Here is a 19,831-nt window from a genome sequence, read left to right as displayed (position 1 = left end):
AGGAACGGATGCCGCAGGCAGCCGCAGCCAGCCGCCTCGTCTGCGTTCACCCGATGTTCGCTTGAACGCCGACAGGGCGAGGCGTTGACTGCCGTCATGGGCAGAACCGACGACGACGGCTATGAGGAGATGCTCCGCATCGAGGACCCGTATCGCGGGGAGGACTTCGAGACGGAGGAGGGCGTGGCGCCTGCGGCGTTCAACGGCGACGACGCCGCGCGACTCGCGGAGACCGAGTACGGCGCGCTCGGCGGAGGTTCCGTGGAGGAATTCGCGGCGAAGCACCGCGACGAGCATCGGCACAAGCGGCGCTGAGGAACGTCACCGTGGAGATCTTCATCCCCGTCCTGCTCGTCGTCATCACCGCCGTCATCTTCGACTTCACCAACGGATTCCACGACACGGCCAACGCGATGGCCACATCCGTCGCGACTGGAGCCCTGAAGCCGAAAGTGGCGGTACTCATCTCAGCCACGCTCAATCTGGTCGGCGCGTTCCTGTCCACCGCCGTGGCCAAGACCGTCTCAGACGGCATTCTCACCGAGAACGACGCCGGCCTGCCCAGCGTCACCCCCATCATGATCTTCGGGGGACTGGTCGGCGCCGTGCTGTGGAACCTCGCGACCTGGTGGCGCGGCCTGCCGTCGAGCTCCACCCACGCGCTCTTCGGCGGACTCATCGGCGCCGCCATCATCGGAGCCGGCTTCGACTCGGTGAACTACGCCGGGGTGGTGTCGAAGATCATCCTCCCGGCCCTCCTCTCGCCGTTCATCGCCGGCTTCGTCGCCCTCGCTGCCACCTACCTGGCCTACCGCATCACCTCGATGGCGAAGGCACGCGGGGCCGACCGGGGATTCCGGCACGGGCAGACCGTCTCGGCGTCGCTCGTCTCCCTCGCTCACGGCACGAATGACGCGCAGAAGACCATGGGCATCATCACCCTCACACTCATCGTGGCCGGTTACCAGGAAGCAGGTACGGCACCGCAATTCTGGGTGATCCTGATCTCGGGCCTGGCGATCGGCGCCGGAACCTACGCAGGAGGCTGGCGCATCATGCGCACAGTCGGCAAGCGCATCACCGATGTGCAGGCGCCTCAGGGATTTGCAGCCGAGACCAGTTCGGCATCGACGATCCTCGTGTCGTCCACGCTCGGCTTCCCACTCTCGACCACCCAGGTCACCTCGGGTGCCGTCGTGGGGGCCGGTCTCGGCCGTCGGCTCGCGGGCGTGCACTGGGGCGTCGTCGGTCGCATCGCGATCGCCTGGCTCATCACACTGCCGGCTGCCGCCCTGGTCGGCGCTCTCGCCGCACTGCTGGCGACGGCGGGCCCGATCGGCCTCGCGATCGTCGTCGTATTGGCCCTGGTGGCCGGGCTGGGCTTCGTCGCCCTGGCCAGGCGCAATCCCGTCACCCGCTCGAATGTCAACGACGAGGATCCGGCGGATGCCGATCGCACGACGGATGCCGCTCAGCCGGCCGGGAAGGCGTGATCCCATGGATCTCGAGATCGACTGGGGCTCGCTCGTCCTCGTGCTCGGAGTGGCCTTCATCACGACGGTGGCCGTCGTCGTGCTGTACTCGGTCGGGTTGCGACTGCTGTCACTCGGCGACCCGCAGAACGGAACGGCGCGACCCGTTGCGGCATCCGTCTCGGCCTGGATCCTCATCGGCATCTGCGGTGCGGTCGTGCTCTACGGCGTCTATCTGGTGATTCCGCAGTTCCACTGAGTTCACCGTCATGTAGCCCAGGGCATCTTGCGTCGCCGAGAATGTTGCTGGACACTCGAAATATGAAATCCCCCAATGAAGACGAGGCCGTTGCGGAGATCAAGTCCCGCCTGACGACTCGATTCCCGGATGCTCCTCGCGCCGACATCGAGGCGGTGGTCGACAGTGAGCATCACGCTTACGACGGTCGCCCTGTGCGGGCCTACGTGCCGGTTCTCGTCGAACGGGGCGCCAAGCAGAAGCTGCGCGCCCAGTCCACGCAAGAGGTCGCGTAGGTCGCACCCATGAGCAGCGCCATCGTGCGCTGGGAGACGTCGACGCCGAGCCAGGAGCGACGACACCGCATCCTCGAGCTCCTCAGTGCGCCGGAGCGCGCGCGCTGGGAGGCCGCGACGACGGAGCAGGGTGGCGATCGATTCCTCGTCGGGCGGATGCTGCTCCGCGAGCTGAGTGCGGAACTCCTCGGCCTTCCGCTCGAGGCCATCACGGTTCAGGCGGAGTGCCCGAGCTGCGGCGGACCGCACGGGATCCCGCGGATCAGCGTGCACGGAGCGGCCGCCCCGCACGCCGGCCTCTCGCACACCACCGACCTCGTCGTCGCCGTGATCCTCCCGGCCACGGCGGGATCCGCCGTCGGGATCGACGTGGAGACCGTTGCCGGCTCCCGCGAGCGCCTGACCGCGATCGATGAGCTCGTACCGGTCCAGCCGGGATCCCGACGTGTCAGCACGGCACGCGCCACCCTCCGCCGCTGGACTCGCGTCGAGGCCGTGCTGAAGGCCGACGGGCGGGGACTGCTGGTCGACCCCCGAGCTGTCACGGTGCAGCGCGCGGCCGGCCGGCTCACGGCATCCGTCGCCGGAAGCGAGACCGGCTACACCGTGCTCGACCGGAGCATCGGCATGGGCCTCCGCAGGCGAGCCGTCGTGAGCGTCGCCATCGCCGACCCCCTCAGCGGGCGGAGGCCGCAGGCAGAGCCGGAAGCTCGGGCTCGTACAGCCACGCCGTGAACAGAGCGCCCAGCGCCAGACCTGTCTGGGCCTCGGCGAGCGCCACGAACTCCGCCGTCGACGCCGTGTCGTGGCGCATGAGGGTGGTCCAGGCGCGCAGCACCCCGAAGAACGCCGCGTCGCCCACGACCAGGCGCAGAGCATGCAGGGTGAGCGCCCCGCGCTTGTAGACGCGGTCGTCGAACATGTGCGCCGCACCGGGATCGCCGACGATGAGGTCGGTCGGCAGGTGCGAGAGCTCCACCCGGTACTGGTGGGCGAGGGCGTCGGCGCTCACCGAGCCGGAGGCCTCGGACCAGATCCACTCGGCGTAGCAGGCGAAGCCCTCGTTGAGCCAGATGTCCTTCCACGCCGCGAGCCCGACACTGTTGCCGAACCACTGGTGGGCGAGCTCGTGGGCGACCAGGCGCTCCGATCCCCCGCGCCCGTCGGCGTGATTCGACCCGAACACGGCGAGGCCCTGAGCCTCCAGCGGGATCTCGAGCACGTCGGCCGTCACCACGACGCCGTAGGACTCCATCGGGTACTCTCCGAACGCCTGCTCGAAGACCGAGACCATGCGGGGAACGTCGGCGAAGTCGGCGAGCACCGCCCGCTCGATCGCCGGCGGGAAGTACAGCGTGCCCGCGGTGCCCTCGAGGCCCAGATCGGTTGCCGCGTACCGCCCGATCTGCACTGTCGCGAGGTAGGTGGCCGTCGGCTCCGGCTGCTCGTACGTCCACTGGCCGCGTCCGGCCACCACCCGGAAGTTGGCGAGCCTCCCGTTGCAGACCACCCGGTAGGCGGCCTCGGTCTCGAAACGGATGCGGTAGCTCGCCTTGTCGGACGGGTGGTCGTTGCACGGGAACCACGTCGGGGCGCCCGAGGGCTGCGATGCCACGAGGAGTCCGTCGTCGAGCTCCTCCCAGCCGAGGGTCCCCCACCGGGTGCGGCGGGGGCGCGGGGCGCCGGCGTACTCCACGGTGACCACGAACGACTCTCCCTCGACGAGAGGCAGCACCGGGGTCACCCGAAGCTTGGTGGCGGTCTGCCGGAAGTCCACCCGGCGTCCGCCGATGCTCACGCGCGACGCCCGCAGCCCCACGAGGTCGAGGCTGAAGCGACTGAGCTGCTGGGTGGCGACGGCCGAGATGGTGGCCACTGCGGCCAGGCGATTCGTGCTGATGCGGTACTTCAGGTCGAGGTCGTAGCCGAGCGTGCTGTACCCGCCGTTGCCACTTGCGGGCAGGTAGGAATCACCGGCGCTCTCGGCGCCGACTCCGACGACAGCCATCACCGCACCCGCACGTGGTAGTCCGCCGTCGAGACGACGCGCCACGGTCCGATCGGGTTGCCGCTCCACCGGCTGCCGACGGGAACCTCCTCGCCGCGCATCACGAGCGAGGCGGGTCCGACGGTGGCGTGCGCGCCGATGCGGGCGGCGGGGAGGATGACGCTGTGCGGCCCGAGGGTCGCTCCAGCGTCGAGCGAGACGACATCCATGCTCATGATTCGATCATGGAACAGGTGGGTCTGCACGACGCAGCCGCGATTCACGGTCGATCCGTCGCCGAGGCGCACGAGGTCGGCCTCGGGCAGCCAGTAGCTGTCGCACCAGACACCACGGCCGATCGATGCCCCGAGGGTGCGCAGCCACACGGCGAGGGCCGGGGTTCCGGCGGCCGACTGCGCGAACCAGGGCGCTGCGACCATCTCGACGAAGGTGTCCGAGACCTCCGTGCGCCACACGAAGCTCGACCAGAGCGGATGCTCTCCCACCCTGATGCGCCCGACGAACACCCACTTCGCGATGGAGGTGACGGATGCCGCGACCCCGCCGGCCACCAGCATCACGACGCCGCTCAGCAGCACTGTGACGATGGGGCCCGTCGACTCCACGAGCACGGCGAGCGCGAAGAACACCCCGAGGCCGATGCCGCAGGTGACGAAGACGGGCAGGATGCGGCAGAGCTCCCAGAGGGTGCGGGCCAGCCGCAGGCCCGGCGTCGGGTTGTAGGTGCGCGTCTCGTCGCCGGCCACGTTCGCGCGGCGGAGGCGCACGGGGGGAGAGCCCAGCCACGACGACCCGGCCTTCGACTTCGCGGGCGCCACCGAGAGCACGGCCACGAGCGAGTCCTTCGCCACCCTGTGCCCCGGGGCCGCCATGCCCGAGTTTCCGAGGAACGCGCGCTTGCCGATGCGCGCGGGTCCGACGACCATCCAGCCGTCCTGCAGCTCATAGGACGCCACCATGGTGTCGTCGGCGAGGAAGGCATGGTCGTCGATCGTGGTCATCGACGGGATCAGCAGCACGGTCGACGCCTCGACTCCACGGCCCACCTTCGCTCCCAGCATCCGGAGCCAGACGGGGGTGAACAGGCTGGAGTACAGCGGGAAGAGCAGCGTGCGGGAGGCGTCGAGCAGGCGCTCGGTGCTCCACGCCTGCCACCCGATGCGACTGCGCACGGGGTGTCGCCCCTCGTTCAGCCCGATGGCGAGCAGTCGCACCAGGACGACGACGAGCCCGGCGAAGACGACGCCGGTGACGAGGGTCGCCGGGACGAGCCAGGCTGCAGCGGCGAGCGCAGCCTCACCCAGGTCGTCCGCTCCGCGCATCCCGGCGGCGATGACGACTCCGCCGGCACCGAATGCGACGATCGGCAGGAGCGAGAGCACGAGCGAGGCCGCGGCATAGGCCCACAGCCAGCGGGTGCGGCGAGCCGGCTCCGGGCGGTCGCGCCGTGCCGGAGCGGGGCCGACGCGCTCGGCGGGAGAGCCGGCCCAGCGCTGGCCGGACGGGACGCGCCCGAACACCGCCGACCCCGGCGCGATCTCGGCGTACTTGCCGATGCGGGCACCCGGCAGCAGCGTGCTGCGCGCGCCGATGGTGCTGTGGGCGCCGATGCGCATGCGTCCGATGCGCACCACGTCGCCGTCGATCCAGTAGCCGGCGAGGTCGACCTCGGGTTCGACGGCGGCGCCCTCCCCGATCGTGAGCATGCCCGTGACGGGCGGCATGGTGTGCAGGTCGACGTTGGGGCCGATCTTCGCGCCCAGGGCGCGGGCGTAGTAACTGACCCAGGGCGCTCCGGCGAGGCCGACGGCGCCGATCTGGTGGGCGACCTGGTCGGCGAGCCACATGCGCATGTGCACCGAGCCGCCACGGGCGTAGTCCCCGGGCTCGACGCCGGAGAGCAGCATCCGGGCTCCGACAACCGCGATGGCCATGCGACCGAACGGGGTGACGAAGACGAGGATGCCGAGGACGAGCATCCACAGCGGCACGACGGGCAGGAAAGCGAAGTCGTCACTGACCCAGGCCAGGATCTGCGCAGCCGAGAGCAGGAAGATCAGCCAGCGCACCCCGCGCAGGATGAACAGCGGAATGCCGACCAGGGTCTGCAGCCACTGCGTCGAGCGCGGAGTGGGAGCCGACTCACGGAAGCTCGCGACTCCATCGTCGGTCTGGGCGCGCACCCGGGTGTCGAGCTCTGCCGCCATGGCGCCGAGGCGCGGGTAGTCGTAGATGTCGGCGACGGTGAACTCCGGATCTCGCTCACGGATGCGGGTCACGAGCTGAGCCGCAGACAGCGACCCACCGCCCAGGTCGAAGAAGCTGGCATCGGCTCCGGATGCCGGCACTCCCAGCACGGCCAGCCAGTGCTCCGAGAGCCACCGGGTCGTGGAGTCGCCGTCGGCGTCGGCCGAGCCCTCCGTGGTCAGCGGCCACGGCAGCGCCGCCTTGTCGACCTTGCCCGAGGTGCGCGTCGGGAGCTCGTCGACGATCGCGAGGAGCGGAACGATGGCAGCGGGGAGTTCTTCGCCGAGGCGCGCACGTGCGGCACCCTGGTCGAAGGAATCCCTGTCTGCGACGGCGATGTAGCCCACGAGCACCTGGTTGCCTGCATCGGTGCGGCGCACGGCGACGGCGGCACCGGTGACGCCGGGGAGCGCCTGCACGGCAGCCTCCACCTCGCCGAGTTCGATGCGGCGGCCGCCAACCTTCACCTGGTCGTCGGCTCTTCCCTGGAAGACGAGGCCGGCGCGGTCGAACTGAACGAGATCGCCGCTGCGGTAGGCGCGGTCCCAGCCGAGGCTCGGCAACGGGGCGTACTTCTCGGCATCCTTCGCCGGATCGAGGTAGCGGGCGAGCCCGACTCCCCCGATGATGAGCTCGCCCACCTCGCCGTCGGCAACGGGGTTGCCAGTGGCGTCGACCACGGCGAGCGACCAACCCTGGAGGGGCAGCCCGATGCGCACGGGCACCGATCCGTCGAGCAGGGCGGCGCAGGCCACCACCGTCGCCTCGGTCGGGCCATAGGTGTTCCAGACCTCGCGCTCGGCAGAGGCGAGGCGCTGGGCGAGGTCGGGCGGGCACGCCTCGCCGCCGAAGATGAGGAGACGCACGTTCTCGAGGGACTCGACGGGCCAGAGCGCTGCGAGGGTCGGCACCGTCGACACGACGGTGATGCCGTGTGTGACGAGCCACGGACCGAGGTCCATGCCCGAGCGCACGAGTGAGCGCGGTGCCGGAACGAGGCAGGCCCCGTAGCGCCAGGCGAGCCACATCTCCTCGCACGAGGCGTCGAAGGCCACGGAGAGTCCGGCGAGCACCCTGTCGCCGGGCCCGAGCGGGGCGCCCTGGAGGAAGAGCCCGGCCTCCGCGTCGACGAACGCCGCCGCGGAGCGGTGCGAGACCGCGACACCCTTCGGCGTGCCCGTCGAACCCGAGGTGAAGATGATCCACGCGTCGTCGTCGACGGTCGGAGACGTGAGGATGGGCGTGGCGTGAGTGCTCTGGTGGGCCGCGGCGCCGTCGAACAGGGGAACGGTCGGGACGGCATCCGTCGCCCCGATCGGCGCGTCCGTCGCGGCATCCGGAGCCCCATGCCGGACCGCATGGGGAACCGCACCGAGCCGCTCGGTGGCCACGAAGCCTCCGCGTCCGGAGATCACGCCCACCACCTCCGCCTCGCCGAAGACGAGGTCTGCGCGCTCCTGGGGGTCGTCGGCGTCGACGGGGACGTAGGCGGCGCCGGCCGCGATGACGCTGAGGATGGCGATGTAGAGCTCACGCGCGCCGGACTCCATGCGGATGCCGACCCTGTCGCCGCGCCGCACGCCCGCCTCGTGCAGGCGGGCGGCCGACTGCACCACGGCGGCCATGAGCTGCCTGTAGCTCAGGGCGCCGACAGCGTCCTCGATGGCCGAGGAGTCAGGATGCTGCGCCGTCGTCTGGCGGAGGACATCGAGGAGAGTGCGCGGCGCGGGCGCATCGGCGGCGCGATCGAGGACTCCGGCGAGGGGTGCGGTCACTGTCTCACTCCAACTCGCATCGAATCACGGGCGCGCGCCCGCGAGTTCAGCGCGGCGACCCACGGGCGATCGTATGTCCGGCGTCAGTCCGAGAGGGAAGCGATGAGTTGCGCCTTGGTGAACTTCCCGTAACCGGTGAGGCCCTTCTCGCGGGCTCGGCCGCGCAGCTGCACGACGGTGAGTGCGCTGAGATCGCCCCGCTCGGCGGCCTCGCCTGCGAGGGCGCTGGCGCGGGTCTTCGTGGGAGTGCTCACCTCGGCCGGTGCCGGCTCGGCCTCGGCAGGCACGATCACGACGTCGCCTTCGCTCGGCACCGAGACCTTCGCGGGCCTCTTCGCCGTCGCGGGGGTCGCCTTCTTCGCCGTCGTGGGCGCAGTCTTCGCGGGCGCAGCCTTCGCCTTCGCTGGCGCGGCCTTCTTCGCCGTCGTAGGCGCCGCCTTCTTCGCGAAGGCATCCTTCTTCGCGCGCCTCGCGGCGTCCTTCTCGATCTTCGCGGCGTGGATCTTCAGCTCCGACTCGATCTTGGCCGCACGCTTCTTGGCCTTCGCGCCGGCCTTCTTCGCGGTGCGCTTGGCCTCGGCGACGGCATCCTTCGCCTTCTCCAAAGCTTTCTCGGCGGCCTTCTCGATCTTGTTCTTCGCCATTCGATCAATCCCATCGTCAGTGGTGCAATTGGCGACCCAGTCTGTCACTCCGAGGTGAACGACGCCGATGCGAAACGACATGTATGACAGAGACGGGAGATCCGGCCGTTGTCGGATGCCGCCGACAGGCGTACCGTCTGCGGTATGGACTGGCTGACGCTGGCGGTTCTCGCGGGGGTGGTGATCCTGGTCATCGCCGGCCGATTGCTGTGGAAGCGTTTCTATCGGCCGAAGCCCGGCATCCGTCGAGACGACGACAATGCCGACGCCGAGCGAGAGGCCCACGTCGCCGCGGAGGAGATCAAGCGCCACCGCGACATCGACCGGGGCATGTTCGGTCCGGGCGTCTGAGCCTCGGATCTGCGAGCCTGCTGGCACGCACCAGTGTGAACTCGCGTTGCGCGCCTCCCCGCCTGAGGCGCGCTCATCTGCCACGCTCGGGTCTGCCACACGCACCGCGTGGGGGTGCTACACCTGCCTTGACCCTTCACATCTGGAGACCAGCCGATGACCACAGTTCCTCCCGCACCCGCGGCTCCCCTCGACGCTCCCCTCTACGGAGCCTCCTTCGGCCAGGCCGTCTCGCGCTTCTTCAAGAAGTACGCGACCTTCTCGGGCCGCGCCAGCCGCAGCGAGTTCTGGTGGTCGTACCTCTTCCTCGTCATCGTCAGCACCATCCTCTATGTCCTCCTGCTCGTCGGCCTGACGAGCGGAGGCGTGACGACGGATGCCACGACCGGTGCCGCCATGGTGAACCCCTCGCCCTTCGGCATCATCATGACGATCATCTACGTCATCTGGGGCCTGGCCGTCCTCGTTCCGACGCTCGCGATCAGCTGGCGCCGCCTGCACGACACGAACCGCTCGGGAGCCTTCTGGTTCCTCGGTCTCATCCCGTTCGTCGGCGGCATCATCGTGCTCGTGTTCTTCATCCTCGAGTCCGACCCGGCCGGCGCGCGCTTCGACCGCCGCTAGTCCCGGCGGCCGTCCTGCGGCATCCGCTCTCCGAAGCCCCCGATCTCTCGATCGGGGGCTTCGTCGTTTCGCGCACTCGGCATGATGCTCCCGCAGGCCCGACTAGCCTGAAGAGGTGGAGTACGTCATCGAATTCGACACCAAGCCGCAGCTGGTCGGCACCTTCCACTCGCAGGCAGAGGCCGAGGACGCCGCCGAACGGATCGCGGCGCACCGCGGGGTCTCGTCGTGGCGGGTGCGCCAGGTCTTCAACGGCGCGATGGCCCTGGCCGAACTGCGCTGAGTCGCATGGAGATCGACGACGGCGACGATCCGCGGTTCGTGAGCCCCGAGCCCTGCCCGCAGTGCGGCGATGCCATGAACGGCGGCGTGATCGGCGGCGATGACATCGGCATGCTCATCTCGCTGCGCTGCCTCGGCTGCGGTTACAGCGCGCTGGTCGATCCGTTCGTGTGAGCGCCGGTCGCTGAGGCCAAAACAAAGTCCGCGGTGGGAACTTGGTGCTACTCACTCGAACGGAACGAGATCCAGCTCCTGGAAGTCGGCCACTTCTGGCACCCAGCGCGTCTCGACGAACTGCACGTGAGCAGGGTGCCCGTTGTACGCGGCGTAGGCAGCTGCATCCGGGAACTCCATCGAGAACTGGAAGTCGTGGGTGCTCTTCTCGCTGACCTGACGGGAGATGCGGAAGCTCTCGACACCCGGAATGGCGGGGAGGATGGCGGCTGCATCCGCCAGGAAGGCCCGCTCCTCAGTCGAATCGCTCGGATGCCGCAGGACGAAGCTCACTGTGTGCTGGATCACCGCTCCACCGTAGCGCTGACGGCGCAGCAGTCGTAGAGTTCCGCGACATGGACGACCACGAGATCAGGCCGCTGACCGCTGAGACCTGGGACGCCTTCGCCGACCTGGCCGAGCGGCACAACGGGGTGTGGGGCGGATGCTGGTGCACCTGGTTCCATCCGGCGTGCGAGGAGAAGGGTCAGACCGCCGAGGGCAATCGCGCCTACAAGGAACGACTGGTGCGCGAGGGGCGGGCGCACGCCGCGCTGGTGTTCGACGGCGACACCGCGATCGCCTGGGCCGAGTACGGGACGCCGCACGAGCTGCCCATCATCCATCATCTGAAGCAGTACACGGCGACCCTCGACCGTCTGCCCGACTACAGGATCACCTGTCTCTTCGTCGACAAGAACCACCGTCGCGATGGCGTCGCGGAACTCGCCGTGCGCGGAGCCGTCGAGCTGATCGGACAGGCAGGTGGAGGGATCGTGGAGGGCTACCCGCACGACGTTCCTCCGGGGAAGAAGGTGTCGGCATCGTTCCTCTACAACGCCACCCGCACTCTCTACGAACGGGTGGGCTTCACTTTCGTGCGACCCAAGGGCCAGGGCAACACTGTGATGCGCATGGAGGTCCCGGACTCGCGCCGCGAGAGCGCGCGTCGGTAGGGCGCGCTAGCGTCGTAGCATGGTGAGCTTTGCCGACAAGCCGATCTTCGACGTCACGATCGAGGAGTGGGAGGCGTACCTCTCGGGCACGCCAGACGACGGTGGCGTACGGCTGAAGCTCCGCAAGAAGAACTCGTCCGCCCCGGGGATCACGTGGTCGGAGGCCCTCGACGTGGCACTCTGCTACGGCTGGATCGACGGGCAGGCCGGTCGCTTCGACGAGGACTACACGCTGCAGGCGTTCACTCCCCGCCGCAAGAACAGCCCGTGGTCTCAGATCAACCGCGAGCACGTGGCCCGCTTGATCGAGGAGGGACGGATGCGGCCCGGCGGCATCGCCGAGATCGAACGCGCCAAGGCCGACGGCCGCTGGGACGCCGCCTACCGCCAGAAGGACGCCGTGGCCCCGCCCGACCTCCAGATCGCGCTGGACAACAGTCCCGCCGCCGCGGCGTTCTTCGAGACCCTCACCAAGATCGACCGATTCCGGGTCTACTTCCGCATCGGCAACATCAAGACGCCGGCGGTGCGTGCTGCGCGCATCAGCGATGTCATCGAGAAGGCCGAACGGGGCGAACAGCACTACCGCTGACGGGCGAGTCGGAGCAGACTCGGAGCGAACCCCGGAGGCGCACCATGACCACCATCGGAACCTGGAACCTCGAGAACCTGTTCTCCCCCGGCAGCCCGTTCGGGCCGACGGATGCGACCACGTTCGCGCGCAAGGCCTCCTTGCTCGCGTCGACGATCACCACCGCCGACCTCGACGTGCTCGCGGTCGAGGAGGTCGGCGATCCGGCGGCGTTCGACGCCCTCATCGACGCCCTCGGCGCCGGCTGGACCGGCGTGCTGTCGACGCACTTCGACGTCGACCACGCCATCAGGGTGGGGTTCCTGTCGCGGCTGCCGATCGAGGAGACGACCGAGCACACCGCCATCCCGGTCGCCCTGCAGTCGACGCCGACATCGGACGACGGCACGCCGCTCTCGACCATGGGCAGGGGCGCACTGAGAATCCGCGTGACCGTGGGCGGGCATCCGCTCGACCTCGTCGTCGGGCACCTGAAGAGCAAGCTGCTCTCGTTCCCGGGCCGGGTGCCGGGCACGACGTCGTTCTCGCCGCGCAACGAGGCACAGCGCGCTCGATTCGCCGCCTACGCGCTCAACCGCCGCGCAGCCGAGGCCGTGGCGATGCGCGGGGTCGCCGACGACCTGCTCGACGGCGAGGGTGTCACACGGTTGCTGGCGGTGCTCGGCGACTTCAACGACGAGGTGCGGGCTGCGACGACCCAGATCCTGCAGGGTCCTCCCGGATCGGAGATCGGCACACGCGGCGAGAAGTCGCCCGACAAGGGCGACGCCTGGCGCCTGCTCAATCTCGCCCCCCTCATTCCCGAGGAGCGGCGCTTCTCCCGCGTCTTCGAGGGCCGCGCCGAGCTCATCGACCACATCTTCGTCTCGACGGCGCTGCGAGCCCATGTCACGACGGTCGACACCGTGACCGGAGCGACGGCACTCCCGTCGATCACCCCGGATGCCACCGCCCGTAAGGACTCGCCGGTCTCCGATCACGCGATGGTGGTGGCGACGCTCGACGTGTGATCTTCACTGCCGGTTGCGCATCCGATGTCGGAGCGCAGCGGCCTGTCTCACTGGGGATCGTCGTGCTGGTCGCCACTCGGGTGGGCCGAGGTCGGGTGGAGGCATGATCTCGGGGCTGCCATCGACCATGCGCACTCGCCAGCCGCCGCGGGTCTCGATGGTGCGGTGGTGGAACCAGCACAGCAGCACGCCGTTCTCGACGTGCGTTCGTCGCTCGACCGCCCACGGAACCACATGGTGCGCCTCGGTCTCGACCGCCGGGCGTCCGCAGATGACGCACCCGCCGTCTCTGGCATCCATCGCCCGCCGCTGGACCCGGTTGAAGCATCGTTCCGTGGTACCCAGGGCGAGGATCTTCCCGTTCGCGGCGAGGTCGACGGCCTGGATACCGTTCGCACAGCACACCTGCCGCACGGCCGCCATCGAGAGCGGCACCTCGAGACCGTCGACATGACCGACCCCGTGGCCGGACTCATGATCGGCAGCGTGGACGGTGACGACCATCGTCGGGGACGCCCCGCCCAGGGTGGGCAGTTCCCCGGACCGGGCGGCGATGTCGAACACCGTCGCGAACGCGTCGTGCTGACGTTGACTGCGGGTGCGCGGATCCTTGAGCTGCACCGCATCCAACCCGTCCTGCTCGGCCTGCAGTTCGACAGCAGCGCGATCCTCCTCGGCCATGAACTTCTCCGACTGGCGCGGGTTCGTCATCGACGTGAACACTGCCTGCATGGCACCGGCGACTTCGGGAACGAGGAGGCCTCCGCACGGGATCAGGCCGTTCCGGGCAGGCTTGAACCAGAACCCGCGCGACGCGAAGTCCTTCTCGGTCGGCTCGGCACCGTCGGGGTTCAGGTACGCCGCCCACGTGCCCGCCTGGATCTCGGTGATCGACGGCGGCACCGGCGGTTCCGCCACCATCCCGGGCTCGGCCGGCTCCCCGATCGCCGCGCAGACGAGTTCATGCTCGGCGGGTGGGAACCTCGAGTACGTATCGGTCGGGGCTCCGCGCTTCGCCTGACTGAGGATGCGGGTGATGGTGCGCGCCGAGTCGATGCCCAACCGTCCACACGCCAGCCCCGCCCGGACGGCGTCGAACTCCGCCGGCAGCACTTCACCGGCCAGGGTCGTGTCCTGCCGGGTCTGGGCACCCAGCCGCAGCCGGGCCCGAGCTGTGGGCAGGCCCACTCGGGTGACGTGCTCCAGCAACTCTGCCGGGGTGGGGAACCCCATGCGCTTCGCCAGAGACTCCGACCCCAGAATCGGACGGGACCGGTCAGCGACCTCTCCTGCCGTGAGGACCCGCACCGCGTCGGCGGCGCGGCCGGAGTCTTCAGACACGGCGGCGACGAGCAGCAGATCCTGATCCGACAGGCTGGACATGACCCCGGCCCCGGCGGCTTCAGCGAGCAACGCACGCGTCGCGAGCAGCGCCTCCCGCATCCGCTGACCGAGTGATTCCATACCTTCAACTTACGGGCACCCACTGACACTCGAGCCGCGAAATCTGTATCTTGATCAGGTGTTGTTGATCCACAGCCTGTGGAAACCGGGGCATTCCGGCAGGGCTGTGGAGGAGTCCCCCGCGGTGATCTCGATACGCCTACTCGCTCCGCTCGCGGGCTACTCGCTCAGCGGAGGGAGGTGTGCGAGAGGCGCTTCGGGCGCGGGCTCCGCCCGGGCCTCAGCGAGCGGATCGGGCTCGGGCCTCAGCGAGCGGATCGGGCCCGGCCTCGGCGAACGCTCCAGAGGGGATCAGCGACCGACGAGGCTCGCGACGTGCGCCTCGAGCTGGTCCCCGACATCGACTCCGTCGGGGTCGTAGAGCCACTGCAGCTGCAGGCCGTCCCACAGGGCGACCAGCCACGCCGCCTCGAACCACGGATCGACGTCGGGCCCGAGGTCGAGCCGACTGATGATCCCGGCGAAGCGGTCGATCGCCATCGCGAAGCGCTGCTCGAAGTAGTAGTGGGCGGGATGCGACGGCGCTGCCGCCTCTGCTGAGAGAACGGCGTAGAGCTCGATGAGGCCTGGCTGGGAGGTGGCATCGCGTCGGGCGCCGTCGGGCAGGGAGAGCATGGTGCCGCGTGGATCGGTCTGCGGGTCGAAGACCGTGCGCTCGCCGATCGTGGAGTCGCGGCGCTCGATCACCGCCGCGAGCAACTCCTCCTTGCTGGAGAAGTGGTGCAGCAGCGTCGACTTGCCGATGCCGACCTGCTCGGCGATCTCGCGCAGGCTCGCCGCATAGAAGCCACGACTCGCGAAGACGGCGGAGGCCTCCACGATGATCTGCTCCCGGCGCTTGCGACCCGGAGCGTAGCCGAGGTCGTTCGTCCACGGCGCGAAGTCCGGCGTCGGTTCCGCATTCGATCCGTCGACGCGCGAGGTCCCCGTGGGGGCCGTTGCCACCCCTTGCAGCTGACGCAGGTGAGTCTCGAGCATCGACGGCACGTCGACACGGTCGGGCAGGTACAGCGATATGAGCTGCAGGCCGTCCCAGGCCGCAGCGAGGCGGATCGCCTCGCCGACGGCGTCAGTCTCTGCGGAAAGCTCTCCATCGGCGATGACCCGCGCGAAGAACTGCCCTGAGAGCCCGCGCAGGCGCCGGTGCCGCTCTCGAAAGCGAGCGTGCGCGGGGTGAGCGGAACTGGTCGCCTCTCCGGCGAGCGTCGCGAACAGCGGGATGTAGCCGGGGCGCAGGGCGTTCTGGCGGGCGATCTCGACGAAGACGTCGACCCCGATCACCCGCTCGCCTATGCGGTCCTCGTTGGCCTGCTCCAGACCGTCGACGATCACGTCGAGGATCTCGTCCTTCGAGGAGAAGTGCTTGAGCACCCCCGGATGCGACAGCCCGGCCTCCGCGGCGATGTCACGGAGGGACACCGCACCGAAACCGCGCTCGACGAACAGGGTGGCGGCCGATTCGAGGATGGTCGCGCGCGTGCGAGCGGCGCTGGCGGCCCGCGCATTCGCGGCGCCGGCGGCGGCGATGTACACCACGCCCATGAGTCCCCCATCAGTCCGCTCGGGAGCCATCCTCCCACAGCCGGTTACCAGTCGGGCGGCATCCGACTACCACGTGATCACTATTGAGTTACCACACGGTCTAATTTCATGTATGCTCATCCGCGAGCCGATGGCGGCTCAGGTTCATTCGAAAGGAACCCCATGACAGAGTCGTCAATGGCTGGCGCAGCGACATCGCTGGGCGCGCAGTCCGATCTCCTCCTGGCCGAGTCGGCCACGGCGGGCAAGCAGAGCGGAAAGGCGCCTCGGGGCTTCCTCCCCGGTCTCGCCTTCTCGAACTTCGGCGTCTACCTCGCCCTGCTCACCCCGGTGATGGTCTCGCTCGCCTTCAAGGTGCAGCACATCACCTCGTCGCCCGAGGAGGCGACCGCCCAGCTCGGCATGATCATGGGGGTCGGCGCCCTGTTCGCCCTCATCTGCAACCCTCTCGTCGGCCGCCTCTCCGACCGCACGGCCTCCCGCTTCGGCATGCGTCGCCCGTGGATGCTCGGCGGCGTGCTCGTGGCCCTCGGCGCCTTCACTCTCATCGGCGTCGCGACCAGCACCTGGATCGTGCTCATCGGCTGGTGCATCGTGCAGGCGGCCCTGAACGGCGTGCTCGCCGCATCGACCGCGACGGTTCCCGACCAGGTTCCGGTCTCGGGTCGCGGCAAGGTGTCCGGCATCGTCGGCCTGACCACGCCCCTCGGCATCCTCGGGGGCAGCTTCCTGGTGAACTTCCTCGCCGATGACGTCAGCCGCTTCGTCGTTCCCGGCGTGATCGCCGTGATCGCGGTGGTCGTCTTCGTCCTCGTGCTGAAGGACCGCGTGCTCACCGAGAAGCCGGCCGAGCGCTACGGCGTCAAGGACTTCTTCGGATCCTTCGTCTTCAACCCGCGCAAGCACCCCGACTTCGGCTGGACCTGGCTCACGAAGTTCCTCGTCATGTTCGGCTACGCAGGCATCGCCACATTCCTGCCGTTCTACCTCGTCGAGCAGTTCAAGCTCAGCGAGCAGGATGCGATCGGCACCATCCTCATGGCCAACCTCGCGTCGATGGCGGCGATGGCAATCTCGGGCCCCATCGGCGGCATCCTCTCCGACAGGATCGGCAAGCGCCGCCCGTTCGTGGCCGTCGCCGGCGGAGTCATGGTGATCGGACTCGTCGTGCTGGCGTTCGCCCCGAGCATCGGGGTCGTCCTCGTCGCCCAGGCGATCATCGGCTTCGGCGCCGGCTCGTTCATGTCGGTCGACATGGCGCTCGCGACCGAGGTCCTGCCGAACGCGGCCGACGCAGCCAAGGACCTCGGTGTGCTCAACATCGCCAACGCGCTCCCCCAGTCGATCGCCCCGGCCATCGCCCCCATGATCATCGCCTTCGGCGCCACGACGGCGCTCGGCGGCTACACCGTCTACTACCTCTTCGGCGCGCTCGTCGCCCTCGCCGGCGCCGTGCTCGTCTACCGCATCAAGGGAGTGAAGTAACACCCATGACCGACGCCATCGATTCCATCGAGACGGATGCCGCGGCATCAGTCGACCCCACCTACCGTGACGCACGGCTGCCCGTCGACGAGCGCGTGGCGAACCTGCTCGGCCAGATGACCCTGGAGGAGAAGGCCGGGCTGTTCTTCCAGACCATGATCGCCATGAGTCAGGACGGCGAGCTCGCGCAGGCCGACCCCACCTTCGGACTCGAGTCGAATGAGGCGATGGTCATCGGCAAGGGCATGACGCACTTCAACGTGCTCGGCTCAGCGCCGTCGGGCGAGCTCATGGCGGCCTGGCACAACAAGGTGCAGGAACTGGCGGCGACGACCCGTCTCGGCATCCCCGTCACCATCTCCACCGACCCCAGGCACTCGTTCAGCGACAACCCCCTCGCCGGCATGCTGTCCGGCCCGTTCTCGAGCTGGCCCGAGACCGTCGGTCTCGCCGCCATCCGCGACGAGGCTCTCGTCGAGCGGTTCGCCGACATCGCACGCCAGGAGTACACGGCCGTCGGCATCCGGGTGGCGCTGCATCCGCAGGTCGACCTCGCCACCGAACCGCGTTGGGGCCGCCAGGTCGCCACCTTCGGTGAGGACCCCGAGCTGACGAGCGCTCTCGGAGCGGCCTACATCCGCGGCTTCCAGGGCTCCGAGCTGGGTTCGGCATCCGTCGCCACCATGACGAAGCACTTCCCCGGCGGCGGCCCGCAGATGGACGGGGAGGACGCCCACTTCCCCCATGGGCGCGAGCAGGTCTACCCGGGCGGCCAGTTCGAGCTTCACCTCAAGCCGTTCGAGGCCGCATTCGAGGCCGGAACCAGCCAGATCATGCCCTACTACGGCATGCCGGTCGGCACCGAGTACGAGGAGGTCGGCTTCGGCTTCAACAAGAGCGTCATCACCGGCCTGCTGCGCGAACGCTACGGCTTCGACGGCATCGTCTGCACCGACTGGGGGCTCATCTCCGACTCCGAGATCTTCGGCCAGCCGTTCCCGGCGCGCGCCTGGGGCGTCGAGCACCTCACCCCTCGCGAGCGCATGGTGAAGGTCATCGAGGCCGGCGTCGACCAGTTCGGCGGCGAGGCGATCCCCGAGCAGCTCGTCGAGCTGGTCGAGTCCGGCGAGATCAGCGAGGCACGCCTCGACGAGTCTGCCCGTCGGCTCCTCCGCGAGAAGTTCGTGCTCGGACTCTTCGACGCCCCGCTCGTCGACGTGGCTGCTGCCGGCATCGTCGTCGGATCCGAGGAGTTCCGTGCCGCCGGCGAGGCCGCGCAGCGCGCCTCGATCACGGTGCTCACGAACTCCGTGCTGACGAACCCGGTGACGGATGCCGGTTCTCCTGCGCTGCCGTTCGCCACGGGCCTCAAGCTCTACGTCGAGGGCATCGACGCCGCCATCGCGGCCGAGTACGGCACCGTCGTCGCCACCCCGACCGAGGCCGACGTCGCGATCATCCGCACGCACGCTCCGTTCGAGGTGCGCAGCACGATGTTCGAGAACTTCTTCCATCAGGGGTCGCTCGACTTCACCGACGAGGCCGTCGCGCACCTGCGCGAGGTGGCGGCATCCGTGCCCACCATCGTGGACGTGCACCTCGATCGCCCGGCCATCCTCACGCCGATCGTCGCCTCGCCCGGAGCGCCGGCCGCGATCGTCGCGAACTACGGCGCGAACGCCCGCGCTCTGCTCGACGTACTCACCGGTGCTGCCGAGGCGAAGGGCAGGCTGCCATTCGACCTGCCGTCGAGCATGGCCGCCGTCGAGGCCAGCCGGGAGGACGTGCCGTTCGACACGAAGGACCCGCTGTTCCCGTTCGGACACGGGCTGAGCATCTGACGCGCTGACGCGATGGAAGGGCCGGGGGCACACGCTCCCGGCTCTTCATCGTCGTGCGCGCGACAGAGCAGGATCTGAGAAGCGCCGACCGCGGCCCCCGCCTAGCGTGGTCGACATGACCACCACCACAGCACTCATCACCATCGACTCCATCGTCCTCGACGTTCCCGACACCGCCTCCGCCGAGCAGTTCTACGCCAGCGCTTTCGGCCCGCTCCCCCAGCTGCGCCTTCGCCAGACGACGGATGCCGCAAGCCCGTCCAGCGGGTTCCGCGGCTACACACTGTCGCTCATCGTCACCCAGCCCTCCACCGTCGGCAGCCTCGTCGACTCGGCCGTCGCCGCCGGTGCGACCCTGGTCAAGCCCGTGCAGAAGTCCCTGTGGGGACACGGCGGAGTGGTGCAGGCCCCGGACGGCGCCATCTGGCAGGTCGCGACGTCGGCGAAGAAGGACACCGGCCCGGCCACGCGGCAGATCGACGAGGTCGTGCTCCTGCTCGCCGCCGATGACGTGAAAGCCAGCAAGCGCTTCTACGTCGACCGCGGCCTCGCGGTCGGGAAGAGCTTCGGCGCCTACACGGAGTTCGACCTTCCATCGAGCCCGGTCAAGCTGGGGCTCTACAGCCGGAAGGCCCTCGCCAAGGCTGCCGGCGTCCCTCCGGAGGGCAGCGGATCGCACCGCATCGCGATCGGCGGCGGCGGAATCGACGGAGATGCCGGCTTCACCGGTCCCAACGGCTTCGAGTGGGTGTCGAACGCAGCCTGACTGGCGGAGTCCGCTCAGTCGTACG

The 19,831-nt window shown here is 69.2% G+C and carries 21 protein-coding genes; 15 read left to right on the top strand and 6 right to left on the bottom strand.

The annotated features are described in order from the left end of the window. Nucleotides 1-96 precede the first annotated feature (96 nt). From AADV74_RS01170 to AADV74_RS01150, 5 genes are all read left to right on the top strand, one after another. Nucleotides 97-315, top strand: a complete 219-nt coding sequence (locus tag AADV74_RS01170) for a hypothetical protein (RefSeq protein ID WP_342111009.1) — start codon at nucleotides 97-99, stop codon at nucleotides 313-315. Between the two features lie 11 nt (nucleotides 316-326). Further along, a complete protein-coding gene (locus tag AADV74_RS01165) occupies nucleotides 327-1,493 on the top strand; it encodes an inorganic phosphate transporter (RefSeq protein WP_342111007.1) in 1,167 nt (388 codons plus the stop codon). Between the two features lie 4 nt (nucleotides 1,494-1,497). Then, nucleotides 1,498-1,731 (top strand): hypothetical protein, encoded by a 234-nt coding sequence (locus AADV74_RS01160; RefSeq protein WP_342111005.1) that lies wholly within the window; start codon nucleotides 1,498-1,500, stop codon nucleotides 1,729-1,731. Between the two features lie 62 nt (nucleotides 1,732-1,793). Next, entirely contained in the window at nucleotides 1,794-2,006 is a 213-nt protein-coding gene (locus AADV74_RS01155; RefSeq protein WP_342111004.1) for a three-helix bundle dimerization domain-containing protein, read from the top strand. Between the two features lie 9 nt (nucleotides 2,007-2,015). Beyond that, the gene (locus AADV74_RS01150) at nucleotides 2,016-2,741 is read left to right on the top strand and encodes a 4'-phosphopantetheinyl transferase family protein (protein ID WP_342111002.1); all 726 of its coding nucleotides are present in this window, start codon (nucleotides 2,016-2,018) and stop codon (nucleotides 2,739-2,741) included. On the opposite strand, the gene AADV74_RS01145 is transcribed toward AADV74_RS01150, so the two are convergent. The 3 genes from AADV74_RS01145 to AADV74_RS01135 form a co-directional block, all read right to left on the bottom strand. After that, nucleotides 2,683-4,014 (bottom strand): M1 family metallopeptidase, encoded by a 1,332-nt coding sequence (locus AADV74_RS01145; RefSeq protein ID WP_342111000.1) that lies wholly within the window; start codon nucleotides 4,012-4,014, stop codon nucleotides 2,683-2,685. The genes AADV74_RS01150 and AADV74_RS01145 overlap by 59 nt on opposite strands. Next, a complete protein-coding gene (locus AADV74_RS01140; RefSeq protein ID WP_342110998.1) occupies nucleotides 4,014-8,036 on the bottom strand; it encodes a Pls/PosA family non-ribosomal peptide synthetase in 4,023 nt (1,340 codons plus the stop codon). Before AADV74_RS01140 ends, AADV74_RS01145 begins: the two co-directional genes overlap by 1 nt. Nucleotides 8,037-8,119: 83 nt before the next feature. After that, on the bottom strand, nucleotides 8,120-8,680 hold the full coding sequence (locus tag AADV74_RS01135) for a hypothetical protein (RefSeq protein WP_342110996.1): 561 nt from the start codon (nucleotides 8,678-8,680) through the stop codon (nucleotides 8,120-8,122). Between the two features lie 144 nt (nucleotides 8,681-8,824). On the opposite strand from AADV74_RS01135, the gene AADV74_RS01130 reads away from it, so the two are divergent. The 4 genes from AADV74_RS01130 to AADV74_RS01115 all read left to right on the top strand — a co-directional run bounded on the left by AADV74_RS01130 (nucleotide 8,825) and on the right by AADV74_RS01115 (nucleotide 10,111). After that, the gene (locus tag AADV74_RS01130; RefSeq protein ID WP_342110994.1) at nucleotides 8,825-9,031 is read left to right on the top strand and encodes a hypothetical protein; all 207 of its coding nucleotides are present in this window, start codon (nucleotides 8,825-8,827) and stop codon (nucleotides 9,029-9,031) included. Nucleotides 9,032-9,187: 156 nt separating this feature from the next. Next, nucleotides 9,188-9,655, top strand: coding sequence for a DUF805 domain-containing protein (locus AADV74_RS01125; protein ID WP_342110993.1), 468 nt, complete (start codon nucleotides 9,188-9,190; stop codon nucleotides 9,653-9,655). A gap of 115 nt (nucleotides 9,656-9,770) precedes the next feature. Then, nucleotides 9,771-9,938 carry an SPOR domain-containing protein gene (locus AADV74_RS01120; RefSeq protein WP_157497834.1) on the top strand — a complete coding sequence of 56 codons (168 nt, stop codon included), beginning with the start codon at nucleotides 9,771-9,773 and terminating at the stop codon, nucleotides 9,936-9,938. 5 nt (nucleotides 9,939-9,943) lie between these two features. Further along, on the top strand, nucleotides 9,944-10,111 hold the full coding sequence (locus AADV74_RS01115) for a hypothetical protein (RefSeq protein WP_342110987.1): 168 nt from the start codon (nucleotides 9,944-9,946) through the stop codon (nucleotides 10,109-10,111). Nucleotides 10,112-10,162: 51 nt separating this feature from the next. On the opposite strand, the gene AADV74_RS01110 is transcribed toward AADV74_RS01115, so the two are convergent. Next, entirely contained in the window at nucleotides 10,163-10,459 is a 297-nt protein-coding gene (locus tag AADV74_RS01110) for a Dabb family protein (RefSeq protein WP_342110985.1), read from the bottom strand. 47 nt (nucleotides 10,460-10,506) lie between these two features. Here AADV74_RS01110 and AADV74_RS01105 point away from each other — a divergent pair, with 47 nt between their 5' ends. The 3 genes from AADV74_RS01105 to AADV74_RS01095 are packed head-to-tail and all read left to right on the top strand — an operon-like array spanning nucleotide 10,507 to nucleotide 12,708. Further along, nucleotides 10,507-11,106, top strand: coding sequence for a GNAT family N-acetyltransferase (locus AADV74_RS01105; protein WP_342110983.1), 600 nt, complete (start codon nucleotides 10,507-10,509; stop codon nucleotides 11,104-11,106). Nucleotides 11,107-11,125: 19 nt separating this feature from the next. Next, on the top strand, nucleotides 11,126-11,698 hold the full coding sequence (locus AADV74_RS01100; RefSeq protein ID WP_342110982.1) for a YdeI/OmpD-associated family protein: 573 nt from the start codon (nucleotides 11,126-11,128) through the stop codon (nucleotides 11,696-11,698). Between the two features lie 44 nt (nucleotides 11,699-11,742). Continuing rightward, a complete protein-coding gene (locus AADV74_RS01095) occupies nucleotides 11,743-12,708 on the top strand; it encodes an endonuclease/exonuclease/phosphatase family protein (protein ID WP_342110980.1) in 966 nt (321 codons plus the stop codon). A gap of 3 nt (nucleotides 12,709-12,711) precedes the next feature. Here AADV74_RS01095 and AADV74_RS01090 read toward each other — a convergent pair whose 3' ends face one another. Both AADV74_RS01090 and AADV74_RS01085 read right to left on the bottom strand, forming a co-directional pair. Next, nucleotides 12,712-14,172: an HNH endonuclease signature motif containing protein gene (locus tag AADV74_RS01090; RefSeq protein WP_342110978.1), complete on the bottom strand. Its 1,461-nt coding sequence runs from the start codon at nucleotides 14,170-14,172 to the stop codon at nucleotides 12,712-12,714. A 291-nt stretch (nucleotides 14,173-14,463) separates the two neighbouring features. Then, nucleotides 14,464-15,714 (bottom strand): TetR/AcrR family transcriptional regulator, encoded by a 1,251-nt coding sequence (locus AADV74_RS01085; RefSeq protein ID WP_342110976.1) that lies wholly within the window; start codon nucleotides 15,712-15,714, stop codon nucleotides 14,464-14,466. Between the two features lie 162 nt (nucleotides 15,715-15,876). Between AADV74_RS01085 and AADV74_RS01080 the strand changes: the two genes are divergently transcribed. The 3 genes from AADV74_RS01080 (at nucleotide 15,877) to AADV74_RS01070 (ending at nucleotide 19,806) form a co-directional block, all read left to right on the top strand. Then, on the top strand, nucleotides 15,877-17,199 hold the full coding sequence (locus tag AADV74_RS01080; RefSeq protein ID WP_342110974.1) for an MFS transporter: 1,323 nt from the start codon (nucleotides 15,877-15,879) through the stop codon (nucleotides 17,197-17,199). A 5-nt stretch (nucleotides 17,200-17,204) separates the two neighbouring features. Further along, the gene (locus AADV74_RS01075; protein ID WP_342110972.1) at nucleotides 17,205-19,040 is read left to right on the top strand and encodes a glycoside hydrolase family 3 protein; all 1,836 of its coding nucleotides are present in this window, start codon (nucleotides 17,205-17,207) and stop codon (nucleotides 19,038-19,040) included. Nucleotides 19,041-19,155: 115 nt separating this feature from the next. Beyond that, nucleotides 19,156-19,806 carry a VOC family protein gene (locus AADV74_RS01070; RefSeq protein ID WP_342110970.1) on the top strand — a complete coding sequence of 217 codons (651 nt, stop codon included), beginning with the start codon at nucleotides 19,156-19,158 and terminating at the stop codon, nucleotides 19,804-19,806. Nucleotides 19,807-19,831 lie beyond the last annotated feature (25 nt).

It is taken from the genome of Leifsonia stereocauli (assembly GCF_038432415.1).
GTDB classification, from domain to species: domain Bacteria; phylum Actinomycetota; class Actinomycetes; order Actinomycetales; family Microbacteriaceae; genus Orlajensenia; species Orlajensenia stereocauli.
Note: the sequence above shows the minus strand (reverse complement) of the source record. Positions and strands in the feature narration are given on the sequence as shown.